General features: G+C 68.3%; 12 protein-coding genes. 5 read left to right on the forward strand and 7 right to left on the reverse strand.

From position 1 onward, the window contains the following. Nucleotides 1–133 precede the first annotated feature (133 nt). Entirely contained in the window at nucleotides 134–1,867 is a 1,734-nt protein-coding gene (locus ACFV15_RS13040) for a bifunctional 3'-5' exonuclease/DNA polymerase (RefSeq protein WP_378350421.1), read from the forward strand. A 205-nt stretch (nucleotides 1,868–2,072) separates the two neighbouring features. Here ACFV15_RS13040 and ACFV15_RS13045 read toward each other — a convergent pair whose 3' ends face one another. The 6 genes from ACFV15_RS13045 to ACFV15_RS13070 form a co-directional block, all read right to left on the reverse strand. After that, the gene (locus ACFV15_RS13045; protein ID WP_378350422.1) at nucleotides 2,073–2,864 is read right to left on the reverse strand and encodes an SDR family NAD(P)-dependent oxidoreductase; all 792 of its coding nucleotides are present in this window, start codon (nucleotides 2,862–2,864) and stop codon (nucleotides 2,073–2,075) included. 109 nt (nucleotides 2,865–2,973) lie between these two features. Further along, nucleotides 2,974–3,993 (reverse strand): radical SAM protein, encoded by a 1,020-nt coding sequence (locus ACFV15_RS13050; RefSeq protein WP_378350423.1) that lies wholly within the window; start codon nucleotides 3,991–3,993, stop codon nucleotides 2,974–2,976. A gap of 75 nt (nucleotides 3,994–4,068) precedes the next feature. Next, entirely contained in the window at nucleotides 4,069–7,950 is a 3,882-nt protein-coding gene (gene hrpA, locus ACFV15_RS13055; protein ID WP_378350424.1) for an ATP-dependent RNA helicase HrpA, read from the reverse strand. 96 nt (nucleotides 7,951–8,046) lie between these two features. After that, nucleotides 8,047–8,268, reverse strand: a complete 222-nt coding sequence (locus ACFV15_RS13060) for a hypothetical protein (RefSeq protein ID WP_378350425.1) — start codon at nucleotides 8,266–8,268, stop codon at nucleotides 8,047–8,049. A 143-nt stretch (nucleotides 8,269–8,411) separates the two neighbouring features. Beyond that, nucleotides 8,412–9,575: a lactate 2-monooxygenase gene (locus tag ACFV15_RS13065; protein WP_378350426.1), complete on the reverse strand. Its 1,164-nt coding sequence runs from the start codon at nucleotides 9,573–9,575 to the stop codon at nucleotides 8,412–8,414. Nucleotides 9,576–10,176: 601 nt separating this feature from the next. Next, nucleotides 10,177–11,358: a methyltransferase domain-containing protein gene (locus ACFV15_RS13070; protein ID WP_378350427.1), complete on the reverse strand. Its 1,182-nt coding sequence runs from the start codon at nucleotides 11,356–11,358 to the stop codon at nucleotides 10,177–10,179. A gap of 96 nt (nucleotides 11,359–11,454) precedes the next feature. On the opposite strand from ACFV15_RS13070, the gene ACFV15_RS13075 reads away from it, so the two are divergent. The 3 genes from ACFV15_RS13075 to ACFV15_RS13085 are packed head-to-tail and all read left to right on the forward strand — an operon-like array spanning nucleotide 11,455 to nucleotide 14,116. Next, entirely contained in the window at nucleotides 11,455–12,618 is a 1,164-nt protein-coding gene (locus tag ACFV15_RS13075) for a saccharopine dehydrogenase family protein (protein WP_378350428.1), read from the forward strand. A 26-nt stretch (nucleotides 12,619–12,644) separates the two neighbouring features. Beyond that, nucleotides 12,645–13,457 (forward strand): carbon-nitrogen family hydrolase, encoded by an 813-nt coding sequence (locus ACFV15_RS13080; RefSeq protein ID WP_378350429.1) that lies wholly within the window; start codon nucleotides 12,645–12,647, stop codon nucleotides 13,455–13,457. A 56-nt stretch (nucleotides 13,458–13,513) separates the two neighbouring features. Further along, nucleotides 13,514–14,116 (forward strand): TetR/AcrR family transcriptional regulator, encoded by a 603-nt coding sequence (locus tag ACFV15_RS13085; protein WP_378350430.1) that lies wholly within the window; start codon nucleotides 13,514–13,516, stop codon nucleotides 14,114–14,116. Here the strand turns inward: ACFV15_RS13085 and ACFV15_RS13090 are convergent. Further along, entirely contained in the window at nucleotides 14,113–15,438 is a 1,326-nt protein-coding gene (locus tag ACFV15_RS13090; protein ID WP_378350431.1) for a hypothetical protein, read from the reverse strand. The genes ACFV15_RS13085 and ACFV15_RS13090 overlap by 4 nt on opposite strands. Before the next feature lie 283 nt (nucleotides 15,439–15,721). Here ACFV15_RS13090 and ACFV15_RS13095 point away from each other — a divergent pair, with 283 nt between their 5' ends. Then, the gene (locus ACFV15_RS13095; RefSeq protein WP_378350432.1) at nucleotides 15,722–16,564 is read left to right on the forward strand and encodes a chitosanase; all 843 of its coding nucleotides are present in this window, start codon (nucleotides 15,722–15,724) and stop codon (nucleotides 16,562–16,564) included. Nucleotides 16,565–16,672 lie beyond the last annotated feature (108 nt).

Raw genomic sequence — 16,672 nt, forward strand, 5'->3', positions numbered from 1 at the left:
CCTCCGTTGCTGCGGACCGAACGCGCGCCCATACCGGCGGTTTCGACGTACCGTCGGTATGGGGTTCCTTCCGACAGTAACCGACGGCCTGAACGAACGCATTAGGCCGTTCGCTCAATGTCAGGTCGTGATCATGGGATCGGAAACTGTCGGTGGGCAGGCGCACAATGCTCAGGTGCGGGTGATCGCGGGAGCGGAGGAGGATGGCCGGTATGCGTTGACCGGGTCCGGACTGGACAGACGGGACCTTTCGGAGCAGGAGTTCGTGCGGGTCGCGGCGGAGATCGAGCGGGAGAGGGCGCCGCGCTGGGTGTTCCCGTCGGTGGAACACACGTATCCGGTGCTGTTGCGGGCCGGGGTGCGGGTGCGGCGCTGCCACGACCTCGCGCTGGCCGAGGGCCTGCTGCTGATGTACGAGGGCCGGGAGTCGGAGTCGCGCAGCCTGATCGCGGCGCTCGCGCGGCTGCGTGGTGAGGAGCCGCCGAGCGAAGGCCCGGCGCACGGCGAGGACAAGCAGCCGACGCTGTTCGAGACGCGCGGGCCGTCGCTGCCCGAGGGTGTCCGGGTGGTCGAGGCCGCGGCGCTGGTGCTCGATGAGCAGGAGCGGCGGACGGCCAGGACGCCGCACCCGGATCGGCTGCGGCTGCTGTTCGCGGCCGAGTCGGCGAGCGCGCTGGCGGCCGCCGAGATGTCGGCTGACGGGCTGCCGTGGCGTGCGGATGTGCATGCCGCGCTGCTCACCGAGACGTTCGGTCCCCGGCTGCCCGCCGGGCAGCGGCCGAAACGGCTCGTCGAGCTGACCGCGAAGATCAGCGAGGCGTTCGGGGGCCGTCCGGTCAACCCGGACTCCCCGCCCAGCGTGGTGCGCGCGCTCGGGCGCGCGGGCATCGAGGTCAGGACGACGCGGGCGCACCAGCTGCGCGGCATCGATCACCCGGCCGTCGCCCCGCTGCTGGAGTACAAGGAGCTCGCGCGGCTCTACGCCGCGCACGGCTGGGGCTGGCTGGACGAGTGGGTGACCGATGGCCGCTTCCGCCCGGTGTACGTGGTCGGCGGCGTGGTGTCCGGCCGATGGGCGAGCCGTGGCGGCGGCGCGCTTCAAATCCCGAAGACGCTGCGTGGCTGTGTCCGTGCCGACCCGGGTTGGAAACTCGTCGTCGCCGACGCCGCCCAGCTGGAACCCCGGGTGCTCACCGCGCTGTCGGGCGACCGGAAGCTGGCCGAGGTCTCCGGCTCGACCGACCTCTACGACTCGCTCGCCAAGGCCATGTTCTCCGGCGCCCGCTACGTGCCGCCGGCGAATGACGACCGCGACGACAGATCGCGCGCGAAGATCGCGATGCTCTCGGCGATGTACGGCGGCACGTCCGGTGAAGCGGGGCCGCTGCTCGTCCTGCTGCGTCAGCGTTTTCCCGAGGCGGTGTCCTATGTGGAGCACGCGGCGCAGGCTGGCGAACGCGGCGAGCGGGTCCGCTCGCGCCTCGGCCGCACCTCCCCTGCGCCTTCGGACGCCTGGCGCGCCCTCACCGGCGGCGCCACAGAGGACTCGGCGACGGAAACGAAAGCACGCCGCGCTTCCCGCGGCTGGGGCCGCTTCACCCGGAACTTCGTCGTGCAGGCGAGCGCGGCGGACATGACGGCGGTGATGCTGGCGATACTGCGCCAGCATCTTCCATCGCCCGCCCATCTGGTCTTCTTCCAACACGACGAAGTGCTGGTACACGCACCCGAAGAATTGGCGGGAGAAGTCACCCGCAAGATCGAAGAAAGCGTCGCCGAGGCGGCCAGGCTGATGTTCGGCCCGTCATGCCCCGTCCATTTTCCGCTCCACATAACCACAGTGGACAGCTACGCCGACGCGAAGTAGCCCGCCAACCGCAGCGAGGGCCGAGTGAAGGTCCAGTGGTCGTCGTGAGGTCGTGAGTGGTACGGCCGGTTCTAACCGGTCTAAACACTCACGACCCCTGAACTCGCGACCCGTCCGAGCCTCACGAAGCGATGACCCGCCGGCCTGTCCGGAGCGCGCCACATTCGCCCTTTCCCTCAAGAGAACCACCCGCAAAGCGCACGAGTCAGCGGTTGTGGCGCTGCCCCTCGGCCATCTGGTGCGCGATGCGATCGGAGCCGAGACGGCGTGCCACGCGCGCGGCGGTCTGCGGGGCGATCGTGGCGAAGAGCGTCGAGGCCTTGAGCGCGGGCGGGGCGACGTCGATCTCGGCCTTGTTGTCGCGGATCGCGCGGACGACCGCGGCCGCGACGTCTTCCGGGGTGCGGGTGCCGACGCCGGGCGGGAGCTGGGCGCCGCCGTCGGCGAACATGCCGGCGTCGCGGATGAAGCCGGGGTTCACGCTGCTCACGCCGACGCCACGCGGGTTCCAGTCTTCGCGGAGGCCGAGCGCGAAGCCGCGCAGGCCGAACTTCGTCGCGCTGTAGAGCGAACTCGCGGGCGCGGCGACCTTGCCGGACAACGACGAGATGAACACGATGTGCCCGCTCCCCCGCGCCAGCATCGGCTCGCCGAAGACGCGGGTGAGCACGATCGGCGCGCGCAGGTTGATGTCGAGCGCCCGGTCGATCTCGTCGGTGGTGTACGACTCGAGCACGCCGCCGCCGGGCAGTGCCGCGTTGGCGATCACGATGTCGACGTCGCCGGTCTCCCTCGCGAGCCGCTCGACGTCGGCGGCGTCGGCCAGGTCGGCCGCGATCACCCGGCCGCCGATCTCGTCCGCCAAGCCCTTGAGCACCTCGGCGCGGCGGCCGGTGAGGATGAGCTCGGCGCCTTCGGCGCGCAGCCTGCGTGCGATGGCCTGGCCGAGACCGCCGGTCGCGCCGGTGATCAGCACTGACTTTCCGCGAAGGTTCATGCCGCGCATGTTACTCACGGGTACAGCGATGCTCCCACCAGACGAGGGGCGGGAGCATCGCGTGCGGTCAGCCGTGCGTTCCCTTCGAGAGCGGCCATGCCATGGTCATTCACCTCCTCCCGGTGCCCGCGGGACTGAATTCCGGTCGCCGGTCGAGGCGAATCCGCTCGCGTTCGGCGCCGAAGTGACGGTCGAGCCGCCTGGTCGCCGCCGCCCAGTCCCGCATGGTGCGCACCCCGGAGAGCACCTCCACGACGAGCGGATCCGACCAGCGGGCGACCGAGCGCTCCCACAGCACTTCGCCGGGCTCGGTCAGCAGGTTCCCGACCGTGCCCTCGTAGATCGGCATGCCACGCACTTCGCCATCCGCTTCCACGACGATCTCCCGGAAGTCCGCGGCGGCGAGCTGATCGGGACTCATGCGCAGATAAAGATTGTCGAGGCAGCTGACCCGCACCGAAGGCGGCGCGAGTGCCTGCAGCCGCTGTTGCAGTTCGGTTCCGCCCAGCGCGGCGACCTGGTCGTCCGTCGGCAGTTCGTGCTCGACGAAACCGATCCTGCTGGCCAGCCCGCTGGGGATCGCGGCACCGAACGACAGGTCGCCCAGGTTGGCGAAGCGCTGCGGGATGGTGCCTGCCACCAGCTCCAGATCGTCGAAATTGCTGCGCAGGACCACACTGTCGACGCCGAACGTGAAACCTGGGTCCGTATCGGCGGCGTCGAGCAGGTGCAGCGCGGCGATCGCGCGGTCGAACGAACCGTCGCGGCCGCGGATGCGGTCGTGCGTTTCGGCCGTGGCGCCGTCGACGCTGACCGTGACCTCGTCGCAGACCCGCACCAGCTCGTCGACCATCGACGGCCGCAGCGACCAGCCACCGGTGTAGAGAACGACATGGCTGCCCGCCTGTTTCAGGCGTTCGGCGACCGTGAAGATCCCGTTGACCAGCAGCGGTTCCCCGCCGACGAGTATCACGCTGTCCGGCCGCAGCGCGATGATCGCGTCGGTCAGCCGCAGCAGGTCATCGAAGCTCGGCTGGCGCGAAGGGCGCCTGCCCGACTCCGAATAGCAATGCGTGCACCGGAGCGGGCACGCGTACGTGACGTCCCAGACGATGGTGTGCGGTCCCATGCGAACCGATGATCCGATGTGGACGCACCGCGGGAGACCGGCTAACGGCGCGCCTATCGGGCGGCGATCGCTTCCCTAAAGGACCGCGTCGTCGAGTGCGCGGATCACGCGTTTGAGCGACACCGGATACGCGGTGCCGAGCGTCTGCGCGAAGAAGCTGACCCGCAGCTCCTCGATCATCCAGCGCACGTCACGCAGCGCGGGCGAGGACGTGCCGGGCGGCTGGGCGTCGAGTGCCTTCTTGTACTCGCCGAGCAGCCACGCGATGTCGGCCATGCGCTGGAGGTCGCGGGTCGGCTCGGCCGGCAGTTTCTCCAGGCGACGCTCGATGCCACGAAGGTAGCGCGTGACGTTCGCCAGCCGGTCTTGGCCGGTTTCGGCGAGGAAACCCGGGTGTACCAAGCCTTTCAGCTGAGCGCGGATGTCCGCGAGCGACTCCGCGGGACCACGGGTGTCGGCGAGACGGGTCTCGACGTCGTTGGCGGCACGCAGGATCCGCTCGGCTTCGAAGAGCACCGTCAACGTTCCGGCGTTGAGCCCGGCGCGGACTTTTTCCTGCAACGCGGCGAAACCGGCCTCGTCCCAGACGGGGCCGCCGTTGTCCGCGACGAGCTTGTCGATCGCGCAGTCGACGCAGTCCTCCAGCAACGCCGCGACGCTGCCGTGCGGGTTGCGGTTGAGGACCAGTTTGGCCTGGTTGTTCAGGTTGCGCACCGCGTACTTCACCGGCGATGGCACGTTGAGCCGCAACATCTTGCGGGTGCCCGCCCACATGGCGTGCGCCTGCTGGGCCGGGGTGTCGAGCAGGCGCACGGCGACCGTCTCGCCCTCGTCGACCAGCGCCGGGTACGCCTTGACGTCGTGGCCTCGCTGCTTGCCCGCGAACACGCGGGGCAGTTCGCCGAAGGCGGGCTTGGTCAGGCCTGAACGTTCGACGTCGCTGGCCGCGGCCGAGATCGACGCGCGGACCTCGCCGCTCAGGTCGCGCTTGAGAGCCTCGATGTCCTTGCCCTCGGCGACTTTCTTGTTCTTGTCGAGCACGCGGAAGGTGATCTTCAGGTGCTCCGGTACCGCCGAAGGCTGCCACGCGTCGTGCGGGATGGTGACGCCGCGCAGCGCTTCGAGTTCGTCGGCGACGACGTCGAGCAGCGGGCCGTCGGCCGGGCTGACGCGGGAAAGCACGAGCTTCGCGTGATCGGGCGCCGGGACGAAGTTGCGGCGGATCTGCTTCGGGAGCGACTTGATCAGCGAGGTGACGAGTTCCTCGCGCAGGCCAGGCACCTGCCAGTCGAAACCGTCCTCGGTGACCTGGTTCAGCACCGCCAGCGGGATGTGCACGGTCACGCCGTCGGCGTCCGCGCCCGGCTCGAACTGGTAGGTCAGCTTGAACGTCTGGCCGCCGTGGCGCCACATGTCCGGGTAGTCGTTCTCGCTGACGTCGCCGGCGGACGAGTTGATCAACATGTGCTTTTCGAAGCTGAGCTGGTCCGGCTGCTCGTGCCGGGCCTTCTTCCACCAGCTGTCGAAATGGCGCGCCGACACCACGTCGGCGGGCACGCGCTGATCGTAGAACTCGAACAGGGTCTCGTCGTCGACCAGGATGTCGCGGCGGCGCGCGCGGTTCTCGAGGTCTTCGACTTCTTCGAGCAGGGCACGGTTTTCGGCGAAGAAGTGGTGACGGGTGGTCCAGTCACCGTCGACGAGCGCGTGGCGGATGAACAGCTCGCGGGACAGCTCCGGGTCGATCCGGCCGTAGTTGACACGGCGGTCGGCCACCAGCGGGACGCCGTAGAGCGTGACCTTCTCGATGGCCATCACCGCGCCCTGCTTGCGCTCCCAGTGCGGCTCCGAATAGGACCGTTTGACGATGTGCCCGGCCAGCGGTTCGATCCACTCCGGTTCGACACGGGCGTTGACGCGACCCCAAAGCTTCGACGTCTCAACGAGTTCCGCCGACATCACCCAGCGTGGCTGCTTCTTGAACAACGCCGAACCGGGGAACACCGAGAAGCGCGCGCCGCGCGCGCCGAGATAGTCGCCCTTGGCCGGGTCCTTGAGACCGATGTGCGACAGGAGCCCGGCGATGAGCGAGGTGTGCACGTGCTGCGGGTCGGCGTTCTCCGAGTTCAGCGTGATGCCGAGCGGCTTCGCGAGCTGGCGGAGCTGGCTGTAGATGTCCTGCCACTCGCGCACGCGCAGGTAGTTCAGGTACTCGTTGCGGCACAACCGGCGGAACTGGTTGCTGGACAACGCCTTCTGCTGTTCCTTGAGGTACTCCCACAGGTTCAGGTAGGCGAGGAAGTCCGAGGTCTTGTCGACGAATCGGGAGTGCTTCTCGTCGGCTGCCTGCTGTTTTTCCGCCGGGCGCTCACGAGGGTCCTGAATGGACAGTGCGGCCGCGATGATCATGACCTCGCGCACACAGCCGTTCTTGGCCGCCTCCAGCACCATCCTGGCCATGCGCGGGTCGACCGGGAGCAGCGCGAGCTTGCGCCCGATCTCGGTGAGGCGCTTGCTGTCATCGGTCGCCTCCGGGTCGAACGCGCCGAGTTCCTGCAGCAGCTGGATGCCGTCGGTGACCTGACGGCGGTCCGGCGGCTCGACGAACGGGAACGCGGCGATGTCGCCGAGCCCGAGCGAGGTCATCTGCAGGATGACCGAGGCGAGGTTGGTGCGCAGGATCTCCGGATCGGTGAACTCGGGACGCGCGTCGAAGTCGTCCTCGGAATACAGGCGGATGCAAATACCGTCCGAGGTCCGTCCACATCGGCCTTTGCGCTGGTTCGCCGAGGCCTGCGAGACGGCTTCGATCGGCAGGCGCTGCACCTTGGTCCGGTGGCTGTAACGCGAGATGCGCGCGGTGCCGGGGTCGATGACGTACTTGATGCCCGGCACGGTCAGCGAGGTCTCGGCGACGTTGGTGGCGAGCACGACGCGGCGTCCACTGTGGCGCTGGAACACCCGATGCTGATCGGCCGACGAGAGCCGCGCGTACAGCGGCAGTATCTCGGTGAAGCGCAGGTCCTGTTTGGACAGCGCGTCGGCCGTGTCGCGGATTTCCCGTTCCCCGGAAAGGAAAACCAGGATGTCGCCGTCGCCTTCGACCATCAGCTCGTCGACGGCGTCACAGATCGCCTGTGTCTGGTCGCGGTCGGGATCGGCGTGGGGATCGTCGGGGTCGACGATCGGGCGGTAGCGGACCTCGACCGGGTAAGTCCGGCCGGAGACCTCGACGATCGGCGCGTCGCCGAAATGCTTCGAGAAGCGTTCCGGGTCGATGGTCGCGGAGGTGATGATCACCTTGAGGTCGGGGCGTCTCGGCAGCAGCTGCTTGACGTAGCCGAGGATGAAGTCGATGTTGAGGCTGCGCTCGTGCGCCTCGTCGATGATCAGCGTGTCGTACTGGCGCAGCATCCGGTCGGTCTGGATCTCGGCCAGCAGAATTCCGTCGGTCATCAGCTTGACCAGCGTGTTCTGCCCGGACTCGTCGGTGAACCGCACCTTGTAGCCGACCGTCTGGCCGAGTTCGGTGTCCAGCTCGCTCGCGATGCGCTCGGCCACCGTGCGGGCGGCGAGCCGGCGGGGCTGGGTGTGCCCGATCTGACCGCGGATGCCGAGGCCGAGTTCGAGGCAGATCTTGGGCAGCTGGGTGGTCTTGCCGGAGCCGGTCTCCCCGGCGACGATCACGACCTGGTTGTCCCTGATGGCCGCCGCGATGTCGTCCTTGCGCTGGCTGACCGGCAGTTCTTCGGGATACTTGATCGCCGGGACGCTCTCGCGCCTGCTCTGGACACGGAGCTCGGCCGCCTCGATGTCGGCGGTGATCTGCGCGGTGACCTTGTCCTTGTCACGGGCATTGCGGACACCGTCGAGCCGCCGCCGCAACCGGTGCTGGTCGCGCGACATCAATTCGGGCAGGCGGGCGCGCAACGCGCCGAGCGGGGATGGAGTGGACATACTTGGGCCAAGGATAGCGGTGCGTGACCGGGTCGGCCTCTGAATATGCCCGAGGCGACAGCAAGAGACGGCTGATCTCTTGCTGTCGCCTGGTCACTACGGCTGCTGCGGCAGCGGCTGCTGCGGTGCGGCGGCCTTCTTCTTGTTCTTGGCGGCCACCCCGACGGCGACCAGCGCCAGGCCGACCAGGCCGAGGCCGATACCGAAGAAGGGCTGGTAGTCCTCGGCCCACATCAGGTAGCGGAGCTGGTAGTCGGAGAAGTGGAAACCGACGGACACGAAGCCGATGAGGGCGAGGAAGATACCGAGTCTGAGCATGACGAATTCACCTTCACTGAAGTAAATGACGGAAAGCCCCCAGGCCGTCCCCGTGCGGCCCCCAGCGGGGAAGCACGGACATTAGCCCATGGTGGAGGTTTCCGTATCCGATTCGCCGAAATTCACCGAAGGTCAGCGCGCGGTCACACTCGGCGCAGGTCGTCGGGCGTGAGCTCGGCCAGGTTCCGGTGCCCGGAAAGGCCCAGCGTCAGGTCGGTGTCAGCGAGCAGGCTGCGCAGCACGTGGCGCACGCCCGCCTCGCCGCCGTGCGCGAGACCGTAGACCCAAGGGCGGCCGACGAGCACGGCCTTCGCGCCGAGCGCGATCGCCTTGAGCACGTCGGCGCCGGTGCGGATGCCCGAGTCGAACAGCACATCGAGCTGATCGCCGACGGCGGCCGCGATCTCCGGCAGCGCGTCGAGCGAGGCGATCGCGCCGTCGACCTGTCGGCCGCCGTGATTCGACACGACGATGCCGTCGACACCCTCGTCGGCGGCGCGGCGCGCGTCGTCGACGTGCTGGATGCCCTTGAGGACGATCGGGCCGTCCCAGTGCTCACGCAGGAACGACAGCTGATCCCAGGTGTGGTCGGTGCCGGTGACCATGCCGATCCAGCGCAGGATCGCGCTCGGCATGTCCTCCTCCGGCGTCTTCTCGAGCAGGCCGCGGAACACCGGGTCACTGAACCCGACCGCGCAACCCTCGCCCTGAAGGAACGGCAGGTACGCCTGGTCGAGGTCGGACGGACGCCACGCCAGCGTCCAGGTGTCGAGTGTCAGCACGAGCGTCGTGAAGCCGGCGGCCTTCGCACGGGCGAGGATGCTGGCGCAAACGTCATGGTCACTCGGCCAGTAGAGCTGGAACCACCGCGGGCCGTCACCATTGGCCTCGGCGGCGTCCTCAATGCTCGTCGACGAGGCGGTCGAAAGGATGAACGGCAGGCCGAGCGACGCGGCCGCGCGAGCGGTGGCCTTTTCCGCCTCGGGGTGCACGATCGACTGGACACCAACGGGCGCGACGAGCACCGGGCCAGGCAGCTTCGTACCGAGCACGGTCGTGGACAGGTCACGTTCGGTCGCACCGGTGAGCATGCGCGGCACGAGCCGCCAGCTGTCGAAGGCCGCGCGATTGGCGCGCGCGGTCGAGCCGGAGCCGGCAGCGCCCGCGACGTAGGAGAACGGGCCGGGGCCGAGCAACTCCTTCGCCGACTCCTCGAGCTTGGTGGCATCGGTCGAGCACAGCGGCAGCGTCCCGCCATAGCCCTGAAGGTAGATCTCGTTCTGGTAGCTGCCGAACCGCTCGGTCACCGATGCCTCCTCGAACTGGTCTCGCGCGACTCTACTCGCGGGTAACTCATGCTGGGAACATCCGCGTCAGTCCGGAATGTCCGCCTGTGCGGCGCAGCTTGTCGCACAGGCGTTGCAGCGCGCGGAGTTCCTCGGCGGTCGTTCAGCCCATGCAGGCGGAGCCCGTTCCCTGGGAAGCGCGTGAGGTTGTAGAGCACTTCGTAGTCGCGCATCGAAACCTCGGCGTCGCGCGCGCTGCGGCTGATGACCTCAACCTGCGCCCGGGACAACGACTCCCGCGCGGATGCGGCCCGCTTCAACCTCGGCATGCCCCTTCCTCCTTCCAAAGGATCACGTCACGCCCGGGACTGCCGGTCAGCCTTGGACTTGGGTTTGCTGGGTCAGATCCAGGCAGACCCAAACCCAGAGCGAGCCGCTCACCCACCGCTCCAGCGGCAAAAAACCCAGCCAAGCCTCGAATCCACGCCCCCAGCAACAGACCAGAAGCCCCGCCCCAGGCGGGAAAAAATCCCAATGCGGCATTCGTCAGGTTTCAGCACGCCAATGTGGCATTCGTCAGCTCAGAGCTGACCAAAGCCGCATTGGGACTTTTTCGGCCGGGTCAGTGGGGAGGCAGGGTCCAGCGGAAGTCGCCGTCCGGGTCGTCGAGCCAGACGCGGTGGAAGCCGTCGGCCATGACCGTCAGGCCGAAGCGGTCCCAGGCGGGGCGGCCGAGTGCGGCCCAGAGTCGGTGGGTGCGGACGAAGCGGTCCCAGATGCGGAGCGGGCCGCCTTGGCAGACCATGCGCTTGCCGTCGGACTCGGGTTCGCGGCGGACTTCGCACCAGGAGCCGTCGCGGGCGGTGAAAGTGATCCACTCGTCGCGCTCGCCCATCGAAAGCACGGGCGGGATGAGGGTGTGGGCCAGGAAATACGGGACGCGCTCTTCGGCGAGGGTGGGGTCGATGTCGGTCCAGCAGATGGCGCCTTCGTCGACGCGGGACGGACGTGGGGGCGGTTCGGGGGCGGTGTCGGCGTCGCGCATCGGGACGAAGGAGGCCCAGTCGGGCAGGAAACGGCCTTCGAGCCGGTCGGGATAGCGGCGCAGGAGCACCAGGCTGCCGGCGCCGGAGCCTGCTTCGAGGTCGGCCAGCACCAGGCCGTTGACGGCCAGCTGCTCGGCCCACGCCCATGGGATCGCCGGTACCGCGCAGGTGACCAGGATGCGGTTGAAAAGTGCTTGGCCGACAACGCCTTGGGCGCCGTGGCCGACGGTCAGTGTCGGGTGGTGCCCAAGGGTCGCGAGGCGCTCTCTGGCGGCTTCGACCAGGTCGGCGCCGATGTCGATCGAGTAGACGTGGTCGCCGCCGAGCCTGCGGCTGAGCAATGCGGTGTTGTAGCCGGTGCCGGTGCCTACTTCGAGGACGCGGTGGCCGTCGCGGATGTCGAGCGTTTCGAGCATGCGCACCATCAGGCTCGGTTCGGACGCCGAGGAGATCGGCACCTGCTCGCCGTTCGGCATCCGGGCGATGGCCGTGACCAGCACCGAGTCGGAATACACGGTGTCGAGCCAGTCTTCGGTGCCCGCGACCGCGACCCAGCATTCGGGTTCCTTGCGGTAGAACGAAGGCACGAACACGTGCCGTGGCGTGGCCTCCAACGCGGTGCGCCACGCCGGATCGTGCAGCACACCGTCCTTGGTGAGCCGGTCGGCCAGATCCCGGGCCCGCGCGTCCCACCGCAGCGCGGTCGTCGTCATCAGCGGCCCCTCCAGGTCGGTACCCTCCGCTTCCATCTTCACCATTTCCGTGACTTTTCGGTACCAACACTGACCATTTGGCCGAATGACATTGCGATCCGGTAAATCCGGATACCGGCGGTAGCTGATAGCGTCACGGCCATGCGGACCTATGACATCGTCCTGTTCGGTGCCACCGGCTTCACCGGCGAGCTGACCGCCGAGTACCTCGCGCGGCACAGTCCGGTCGGGGCGCGCTGGGCGCTGGCCGGACGCAACCAGGCGAAGCTCGAAGCCGTCCGCGACCGTCTCGCGCGCATCGACGGCGAGTTCGCCGACCTGCCGCTGCTCAAGGCCGACAGCACCGACCCCGCCTCGCTGCGCGCGGTCGCGGAGTCGGCGAAGGTGGTGATCACGACCGTCGGGCCGTACATCGAATACGGTGAGCCGCTCGTCGCGGCGTGTGCCGAGGCGGGCACCGACTACGTGGACTTGACCGGGGAACCCGAGTTCGCCGATCTGATGTACGTCAAGCATCACGCCCGCGCCGTCGAGACCGGCGCACGGCTGGTGCACGCGTGCGGGTTCGACTCGATCCCGCATGATCTCGGCGCCTACTACACCGTCAAGCAACTGCCCGAGGGTGTGCCGATCACGATCAGCGGTTACGTCCGCGCGGGCGGGATGCCGTCCGGGGGCACGTTCAACTCGGCGCTGACGGCGTTCTCGCGCATGCGGCAGATGGTCGCGGCCGCCAAGGCACGGGCGCGCACCGAACCGAAGCCCGAGAAGCGCCGGGTGCGTGTCGAACAGGGAAAACCGCACCGGATGCCCGGATCCACGTTCTGGGCGGTGCCTTTGCCGACAATCGATCCGCAGATCGTCGGACGATCGGCTGCCGCGCTCGAAAGCTATGGCCCAGATTTCACCTATCGGCATTTCGCGGCCATCAAACGCTTGCCGACGATCGTCGCGGGCGCCGCCGGGCTGTCCGCGATCTTCCTCGCGGCGCAGATCCCGCCTGCCCGCAAGGTGCTCGGGCGGCTGCGCAAACCCGGCGACGGGCCGGACGCCGCGCTGCGCGCGAAGTCCTGGTTCTCCGTGCGCTTCGTCGGTGAAGGCGGTGGTCAGCGGGTCAGCACCGAGGTTTCCGGCGGCGACCCCGGCTACGACGAGACGGCCAAGATGCTCGCCGAATCCGCGCTGTGCCTGGCGCACGACGACCTGCCCGCGGTCGCCGGTCAGGTCACCACCACCGTCGCGATGGGCGACGCGTTGCTCGAACGACTGATTTCCGCGGGCATCCGATTCGAGACTTTCGGGTAGCCGCTTCACCGCTACCTTTGAAAGATGTGAGGACAGCACTGATTCAGGTGGCGAGCCCGCGCGCGGAAACCGTGTCCGCTCGGCGGGACAGGGTCGCAGGCATGCTCGCCGACGCGGCGGGCGCGGATCTGGTGGTGCTGCCCGAATTGTGGACCACCGGCGCGTTCGCGTTCGACGCCTACTCCGAGGACGCCGAGCCGATCCACGGCGAAACCGTCTGCGCCGCCAGGGAATGGGCCAGACGGCTGGGCGCGCATCTGCACCTCGGCAGCTTCCTCGAACGGGGCGCGGACGGCAGGCTGCACAACACCTCGGTGCTCATCGGTCCCGACGGCGCGGTGCTGCACACCTACCGCAAGGTTCACGTTTTCGGTTACCAGTCCAGGGAAGCCGAATTACTGACCCCGGGAGAGACCGTCGACGCGGTCGACACCTCGCTCGGGCGGATGGGCACCACGACCTGTTACGACCTGCGTTTCCCCGAGCTGTACCGGACGCTGGTCGACAAGGGCGCGGAGTCGATCATCGTGACGTCCGCGTGGCCGGACGCGCGGCTCGGGCACTGGCGGCTGTTCACCACCTGCCGTGCCGTCGAGGAACAGGTCGTGCTCATCGCCTGCAACGGTGTCGGCGAGCAGGACGACGGCGTGCGGCTGGCCGGGCACAGCCGCGTCGTCGACCCGTGGGGTGAGGTGCTCGCCGAGGCCGGCACCGCCGAGGGCATCACGTTCTGCGAGATCGACCTCGGCGTGATCCAAACCGCGCGCAAGGAGTTCCCGGCGCTGGCCGACCGGCGGCTCGCTCCGGGACCGGCCTGGTCGGCGACCCGGCGCTCGTAACCGAGCTGACGCGGCTATTCCGGTACCCGGGACGCCGAACGCTTAGAGTGACGTCCATGGCCCGACTGACCCGCGCCGAAAGCCAGGCACGCACCCGCGAACAGCTGACCGCCACCGCGATGGACCTCTTCCTGCGTGATGGCTACTCGGCGACCTCGCTGGAGAAGGTCGCCGACGAGGCGGGCTATTCGAAGGGCGCGGTCTACTCGAACTTCCGCAACAAGGATGAGCTGTGCCTCGCGGTGCTCGACCGAATCCACGACGAGCAGGTCGCGATGATCGCCGAGGCGCTCGTCGGCGCCGACGACATGAACGGGCTGATCACCGCGTTCCAGTCCTGGGCCGAGCGCAGCATCGGCGACGAGGCGTGGACGGCGCTCGAGGTCGAGTTCGCCACCAACGCCCGGCACAACCCCGAGGTCAGGCACGAGCTGGCGATCAGGGACAAGGCGATCCGCGACTCGATCGCGGCGCTGCTCAGCGGGTACGCCGAGCAGTTCTCGATCACGCTGCCGATGTCGGCCGACGACGCGGCGACGGCGTTGCTCAGCCTGGGCATCGGCCTGGGAGTGCAGCGCGCGATCGACCCGAGCATCCCGGTGAACGTGCTGCCGGACGTCATCCGCCTCTTCGCCGGCTCGCCCGGCCCGGGGATTTAGGAGTCCCTGGAGACGGACAGCTCGCGCAGGCGGTCGCGGACCGAGCGCCAGGCCAGGTCGGCGTTGAGGTGGCGGCGGATGCCCGTGTCCGGGGGCTGCTCGGGCGGGAGCAGGCGCTCGGCCAGGTCGGCGAGCCAGTGCGCGTCGCACGGATCGACGTACTTGCAGAGGTGACTCCAGGCGAAGAAGCTCACCGGGGACCGCTCCAGGTACGCGACGATCTGGTCGCGCGGGCGCAGGCCGAGCACGTTCGCCGGCCACAGCGCGTCCAGGAAGTCGGTGCGCGCGGGGTCGGCCAGGTGCGCGAGCACCGTCTGCGTGATCTCGGGGCGGGCGAGCAGCTCGGCGTAGCGGTCGCGCAGCGCGGGGACGTCGAAGCGCCACGGCAGGCCGTCGATCGGGTTGTCCAAAAAGGACAGGACCGCGACCAGCGGGCGGATGGTGCGCAGGCACGGCTCGCGCGCGGCGACCAGCTCGGCGTAGCGCCAGAGCACCGGCACCGCGTCGAGGTAGTACTCGATGCCGTCGCCTGGGCCGTATTCGGCGACCAGCGCCGTGAGGATGCCGCCAGCGCCGTCGAGCAGGTCGTCGTCGACCACGGCCGCGGAGAGCGCGTCGCGCAGGCCGCCGGTGACCGCGGCGGTCAGCGCGAGGTACTCGTCCATCACGTCGTTGCGGAAACCGTCGCGCAGCAGCCACGACTTGATCTCCGGATCTCGGGAGTCCGCGAGACGTTCGACCGCCTGTACCCGGCCCCAGCCGCGGACGCGGCGCGCGAGATCGAAGACCGCGCGATGCGGGTCCGGCTGGGTGCGCCAGAGCGCGAGGACGGCGAAGAGCGTCAGTTCTTCGAGCGCGCCCATCAGCAACAGCAGTTCCCGGTCACGATCATCTCCGCTCAAGCCGAGCAGGAGCAAACCGATCTTGACCGATTCACGCAGTGTTCCGCCCTCGACGAGCAATCGGGCCAATTCGCGGACTCGATCATCGGAAATGGCGCGTTGTTCGAGCAGACCGGACAGTTCATCGGACATTTCCGCGACATTGACGTCTTCGAGGCACCGTTCGAGGCCGGGCACGATGGCGGGGACGAGCTCACCGTTCGCCGCTTCGGCCAGCAGCTCGGCCAGCCCCGACGCGCCGTCGAGCCGGTTGCGCGCCAGATGATGACTCAGCATGCCTTCGAGCGCGCCGGGCGCGAAGCGCAGGCCGTCGTCGTGTTCCGGCTCGTCAGGCAGCGGATTTCCCTCATCCGGCCAAGGTCCGGGGCCGTACAGCGCCGCCAGCGAAAGGGCATGCGAAAAGAACGTGGATCCACTCATCGCGCGCGCCAGCGCCTCCCCCTCAGACCGGTCATAGGCAAGAGAATGACAGCTGCCAGGGGTTTGGGCAACCGATTACCCGTTCATGTACATGAATTCCACGTCACTCTTGTGGCTTGATTGACGCTTCGTTATCGTACGGATACGCCGCAGCAAGAAGCAGAGCTGCAATTCCTGCGCACCACCCTCCGGGGTTTCTCCCTGCCCAGAGCAGCTCTGTCGAAATAGGTAAACAGCATCGCTTCTCGTGCCCTAATTCGACGATGAAAGGGACTCTTTAAACATGAACGCCAGAATCCGCCGCGGCATCGGCGTCGCCTCCGTGCTGGCTTTGTCCGTCGCGACGCCCGCAGTGGTCTCCACCGCCTCCTTCGCCGCCACCGAGGCCCCGGTGGCACTCGGCGCCGCCGCGCTCGCCGGCGACCTTTCGGCGCCCGCGAAGAAGGAAATCGCGATGAAGCTCGTCTCCAGTGCGGAGAACTCCTCGCTGGACTGGAAGGCGCAGTACAAGTACATCGAGGACATCGGCGACGGCCGCGGCTACACCGCGGGCATCATCGGTTTCTGTTCCGGCACCGGCGACATGCTCGACCTGGTCGAGTACTACTCGCAGACCACGCCCGGCAACCCGCTGCAGAAGTACCTGCCCGCGCTGCGCAAGGTCAACGGCACCGACTCGCACGCCGGGCTCGGCAGTGCCTTCGTCAACGACTGGAAGAAGGCGGCGGCCACCGACGCCTTCAAGAACGCGCAGAACCACGAGCGTGACCGCGTCTACTTCAACCCGTCGGTCGCGCAGGGCAAAGCGGACGGCCTGAGCAATCTCGGACAATTCGCCTACTACGACGCCGCGGTCATGCACGGCTTCGACGGCGGATCGACGAGCTTCAAGGGCATCCGCTCCGCCGCGCTGAAGAAGGCGAAGCCGCCGTCACAGGGCGGCGACGAGACGACCTATCTCAAGGCGTTCCTCGTCGAGCGCAAGCGCGTCATGAAGCTCGAAGAGGCCCACTCCGACACGTCCCGTGTGGACACCGAGCAGTCGAAGTTCCTCAACGAGAAGAACTTCGACCTGCACACCCCGCTGAAGTGGTCGGTGTACGGCGAGTCGTTCACCATCAACTAGGCACACCGCGGGGCAGGCGCGCGCTTCGTCCGAGGCGGGATTGAGACCGCACCTCCCCCAGCAGTCGTGTGGGGTTTCTGGGGGGGGGGGGAGCGGGCGGACCAAAAC

Origin of the sequence: Amycolatopsis sp. NPDC059657, from assembly GCF_042734395.1 — a bacterium.
Lineage (GTDB): Bacteria > Actinomycetota > Actinomycetes > Mycobacteriales > Pseudonocardiaceae > Amycolatopsis.

Excerpts from the sequence above, each read along its gene's own strand:
- ACFV15_RS13040 (WP_378350421.1), top strand. The coding sequence starts at position 134 with ATGGGATCGGAAACTGTCGGTGGGCAGGCGCACAATGCTCAGGTGCGG.
- ACFV15_RS13045 (WP_378350422.1), bottom strand. The coding sequence starts at position 2,864 with ATGAACCTTCGCGGAAAGTCAGTGCTGATCACCGGCGCGACCGGCGGT.
- ACFV15_RS13050 (WP_378350423.1), bottom strand. The coding sequence starts at position 3,993 with ATGGGACCGCACACCATCGTCTGGGACGTCACGTACGCGTGCCCGCTC.
- hrpA (WP_378350424.1), bottom strand. The coding sequence starts at position 7,950 with ATGTCCACTCCATCCCCGCTCGGCGCGTTGCGCGCCCGCCTGCCCGAA.
- ACFV15_RS13060 (WP_378350425.1), bottom strand. The coding sequence starts at position 8,268 with ATGCTCAGACTCGGTATCTTCCTCGCCCTCATCGGCTTCGTGTCCGTC.
- ACFV15_RS13070 (WP_378350427.1), bottom strand. The coding sequence starts at position 11,358 with ATGGTGAAGATGGAAGCGGAGGGTACCGACCTGGAGGGGCCGCTGATG.
- ACFV15_RS13075 (WP_378350428.1), top strand. The coding sequence starts at position 11,455 with ATGCGGACCTATGACATCGTCCTGTTCGGTGCCACCGGCTTCACCGGC.
- ACFV15_RS13085 (WP_378350430.1), top strand. The coding sequence starts at position 13,514 with ATGGCCCGACTGACCCGCGCCGAAAGCCAGGCACGCACCCGCGAACAG.
- ACFV15_RS13090 (WP_378350431.1), bottom strand. The coding sequence starts at position 15,438 with ATGAGTGGATCCACGTTCTTTTCGCATGCCCTTTCGCTGGCGGCGCTG.
- ACFV15_RS13095 (WP_378350432.1), top strand. The coding sequence starts at position 15,722 with ATGAACGCCAGAATCCGCCGCGGCATCGGCGTCGCCTCCGTGCTGGCT.